The organism is Archangium sp., assembly GCF_036389735.1.
Lineage (GTDB): Bacteria > Myxococcota > Myxococcia > Myxococcales > Myxococcaceae > Archangium.
In genome coordinates, this window is sequence record NZ_DASVWK010000759.1 from 1 (window position 1) to 4159 (window position 4159).

A 4159-nucleotide genomic window follows, 5' to 3' on the forward strand; every position below is an offset into this window, starting at 1 on the left:
CCCCGGCGGCCTTGGTGCCCGGGTCCTCGCTGCTGGCGCGCGCCACCTCGGCGAAGTCCTTGCCGCCCTCGAGCTCCTTGGCGAGCGCCTGGGCGCGCTCCAGCGCCTTGGCCTTCTGCTCCGGCGTGGCCTCGGGGGCCAGCTTGATGAGGATCTGCCGCGCGCGGATGCGCTCGGGCTGCTGGTACACGAAGCGGTTGGCCTCGTAGTAGTCCTTGATGTCCTTCTCGTGCGCCTTGCGGAAGGTGCTCAGGTCCTCGGCGCCAGGGGCCGGCACCTTGTCGGCGTACATGGTGGGCAGGAAGCGCGCGAACACGATGCGGGCCTGGTTGCCCTCCTTCTCGAAGCGCGAGCGCACCTCGTCATCCGAGACGACGGCGCCGTTCTGCACCACGCCCAGCATCTTCTGCGCCGTCAGCCGCCGCCGCAGGTCCTCCTCGTAGTCCGCCGGCGTCTGCCGGTAGTAATCGCGGAGGATGCCCTGGTAGGTGGCGTAGTCGAACTGGCCGTCCTTCTGGAACTCGGGGCTGCGCTGGAGGAGCTTCAGCAGCTCCTCGTCCGAGGCCCGGAGCCCGTGGCGCTCGGCCGCCTGGGCGAGCAGCTCCGTGTTGACCATGCGATCGAGCACCGACTGGGGCAGGCCGAACTGGCGGGCGACCGCCTCGGTGACGGGCTGGCCCTGCTGACGCAGGTACTGGAGCTGATTGGCGTACTCCCGGCGGAACTCCAGCACCGGGATTTCCTGGCCGTTCACCACCGCGGCGGCCGAGGGGGCCGTGTTCGCGTTGTTGGTCTGGCTGAAGCCCGAGCTGCCAGGCCCGAACTGGAGGGTGAACACCACCGCTATCGCGATGATGAAGAGGAGGGAAACGACCTTCCGCGGCTCGAGAGAGTCATTCATGTTGCCGTGACCGTGTTCTGTGCCTGAGTCGCGCCGGGGGTTTCCTCCACGCGGAAGGATTCACGACGCGCATGTGTTGGGTGCCCGGTCGGAAGGTGGACGATGGATCGCCACCCGCCGTGAAGACCTTGACTGCCTAGAGCAACACCCCGGAAAATGCAAGCGATTCAGAGTAGTTAGCGAGCCCCCCCCCGTTTCAGCCGCTCCCTCTCTCCTACACGGACCTTCACGAAGTGCTGTCGCTCTTCAAGCGCTACCGGACGCTACTCATCGTGGGTGTGCTGCTGCTGTACCCGTTCGGGGCCTTCCTGACGACGGGTCGGCGCGGCCGCGACCCCAATTTCGTGGACCGGGCGGTCATCGGCATGACCGCCCCCTTGCAGCGCGGACTGATCGGCCTCATCGACGGCATCAAAGCCGTGGTGTTCGGCTACATCGACCTGCGCGAGGTGCGGCGGGAGAACGAGCAGCTGCGCACGGAGACCCTCCAGCTGCGGGCGGCCGTGCAGGCGCTCGGAGAGACGCGGGCGGAGAACGAGCGGCTGCGAGGCCTGCTCGGTTACGCCGAGGCGGTGAAGGGGCCGGAGGTCGCCGCGCGGGTCATCGGGGTCAACCCGGTGTCCAAGCTGCTGTCGGTGCGCATCAACCGGGGTGAGTCGGACGGGGTGTACCGCGGCATGTCCGTGGTGACGCCGGACGGCATCATCGGTCAGGTGGTCCGGACGACGGGAGGGTGGGCGGACGTGGCGCTGGTGACGGACATGCAGAGCCGGGTGGGTGTGCGGGTGCAGCGCTCGCGGGCGCGGGGCACGGCGGCCGGCTCGGGCAAGGGACCGCTGCGTTTGGAGAACATGCTGCGTACCGAGGACATCCAGGAGGGCGATCTCATCATCACCTCCGGCACGGACGGGGTGTACCCACCGGGGCTGGTGGTGGGCAAGGTGTCGCACCTGGAGAAGACGGAGCACGGCATGTTCCTGGGCGGCGACATCGTGCCCGCGGTGGACACCACCCGGCTGGAAGAGGTCCTCGTGGTGGGGAGCCCCTTCGGCAGCGTGGCTCAGGCTCCGGCCGGAGGTGAGCGTTAGATGAAGTTCCTCGTCACCATCGCCCTGGCACTGCTGCTGCTCACCCTGGAGTCCGTGGTGGTGCAGCAACTGGGCCTGGCCATCAGCCGCATCGACGTGACGGTGGTGCTCGTGGCCTTCCTGGCCGTGCGCGCCAACACGCTCGAGGGCTCCATCTCCGCCTTCTCCGTGGGCTACCTGCTCGACTTGATGAGCGGCCAGCCGACGGGCCTCTTCACCTTCCTGGCCGTCTTCACCTTCCTGGTGGGCAAGCTGGTGGTGAGCCTGGTGGAGGTGCGCGGTCGCGCGGCCTTCGTTCTCTTCGCCATGGGCGCGGACGTGGGCCATGGCGTGCTCGCGTCCTTCTTCACCTGGCTCACCACGAAGGAGGGCTCGGCCACGGCGCTGCTGCCCGGCCTGCCGCTCCAGGTGACGCTCACCGGTGTGGCGGCGGCCTTCCTCTATCCCTTGCTGCGGCGCTTCGAGGCGTCGCAGGATCGCTCTTCTTCCGCGGGGCTGCTGCGTTGACTCCTCCGACTCTGGCTGAGACGACCCCGGGGCGCGACCTCAAGCGCCGCTTCGTGTGGGTGGGACTGGCGATGGTGGCCGGGCTGGTGGCGCTCGCCGTCCAGCTCTACCGCCTGCAAATCACCCAGGGCGAGGAGTACTCCGCCAAGAGCGTGGCGAACTTCGTGAAGGAGGTGCGCCTGCGCGCGGATCGCGGGCTCATCAAGGACCAGCGTGGCACCATCCTGGTGGACAGCCGTCCCTCCTTCGACGCCTTCATCACCCCGGCCTTCTGCACCAACTGCGCCACCGAGGTGCTGCCGCAGCTGGGCGAGCTGCTCGGCTGGGACGAGCCCACGCGCAAGCGCATCGAGGACCAGGTGCGCGTGGCGCGCCGCAACGCGCCCTTCCACCCGCTGCCGGTGCGCATCGATCTGGCGCGCGACGAGTACGACCGCATCAACGCCCGGCGCGACATGCTGGACGGCGTGGACGTGGTGCCCGTGCCGCACCGCAACTACCGCACCGGGAGCGTGCTGTCGCACGTGCTCGGGTACATGAACGAGATCAACACGGACGAGCTCGAGCGCCTCAACGCCGAGGGCGGGCACTACGCGCTGGGTGACTACATCGGGCGCCGTGGCCTGGAGCGCTACTTCGAGACGACGCTGCACGGCACGGACGGCGTGCGCAAGGAAGTGGTGAACGCGCGCGGCCGGGTCATCGAGGATCTCCAGGACAAGCTGGGCAAGGACGCGGTGGTGCCGTCGCGGCCGGGCAACAACGTGGTGCTGTCCATCGACATGCGCCTTCAGGAGGTGGCCGAGCAGACCTTCCCCGCCTCCGCCGGCGCGGTGGTGGCGGTGGACGTGAAGACGGGCTTCATCCGCGCGGTGGTGTCGCGGCCGGGGTTCGATCCCAACCTCCTCACCGGTCGCATCACGCCCACGCAGATGGCCTCGCTGGCGAAGGATCCGCTCCAGCCGATGATCAACCGCGTGTCCGCCAACCACTTCAGCCCGGGCTCCACCTTCAAGGTGATCTCCGCGCTGGCGGCGTACAAGTCGGGCCTCTTCCGGCCGGAGTCGGTGGTGAACTGCCCCGGTGGCTACCGGCTGGGCGCGCGCACCTGGCGCTGCCACAAGGACAGCGGCCACGGGCCGGTGAACGGCAAGACGGCGATGCAGTACTCGTGCGACACCTGGTTCTACAAGGTGGCCGATACCATCGGGCTGGATCCCATCGCCGAGATGGGCAAGGCCCTGGGCCTGGGTTCGCCCACGGGCATCGGTGTGCTCGCTGAGGTGCCGGGCATCATGCCGTCCAGCGACTACCACAACAAGGCGTCCCCGGGTGGCTACACCAAGGGCATGGCGCTCAACAGCGCCATCGGCCAGGGCGACGACAACGTCACGCCGCTTCAGCTGACCATGGTGTACGCGGCCATCGCCAACGGCGGCACGCTGTTCAAGCCGCAGCTCGTCGAGCGCATCGAGGGCCTGGATGGTGAGGTCATCGCGCAGAACTCGCCGGAGGTGGTGCGTCAGGTGGACATCCCCAAGGCACACCTCGACGCGGTGAAGGAGGGGCTGATCGCCACGGCGATGGAGCCGGGCGGTACGGCCTACAGGGCGATGTCGCAGGCGGGGCTGAAGGACATCACCGTGGTGGCGGGCAAGACGGG

4 protein-coding genes are annotated in these 4159 nt (G+C 68.6%); 3 read left to right on the forward strand and 1 reads right to left on the reverse strand.

The genetic code is table 11. The features are described 5' to 3' along the window. Window positions 1–901, reverse strand: a 901-nt coding sequence (locus tag VF794_RS26945) for a peptidylprolyl isomerase (protein WP_331115253.1), incomplete at its 3' end; no start/stop codon positions are given. A gap of 233 nt (window positions 902–1134) precedes the next feature. Between VF794_RS26945 and mreC the strand changes: the two genes are divergently transcribed. From mreC to mrdA, 3 genes are all read left to right on the forward strand, one after another. Continuing rightward, entirely contained in the window at window positions 1135–1989 is an 855-nt protein-coding gene (mreC, locus tag VF794_RS26950) for a rod shape-determining protein MreC (RefSeq protein ID WP_331115254.1), read from the forward strand. Next, a complete protein-coding gene (locus tag VF794_RS26955; RefSeq protein WP_331115255.1) occupies window positions 1990–2496 on the forward strand; it encodes a hypothetical protein in 507 nt (168 codons plus the stop codon). It begins immediately after the preceding gene. Continuing rightward, the coding region (gene mrdA / locus VF794_RS26960) for a penicillin-binding protein 2 (protein WP_331115256.1) at window positions 2493–4159 on the forward strand (1667 nt) is incomplete at its 3' end. The genes VF794_RS26955 and mrdA, both read left to right, overlap by 4 nt.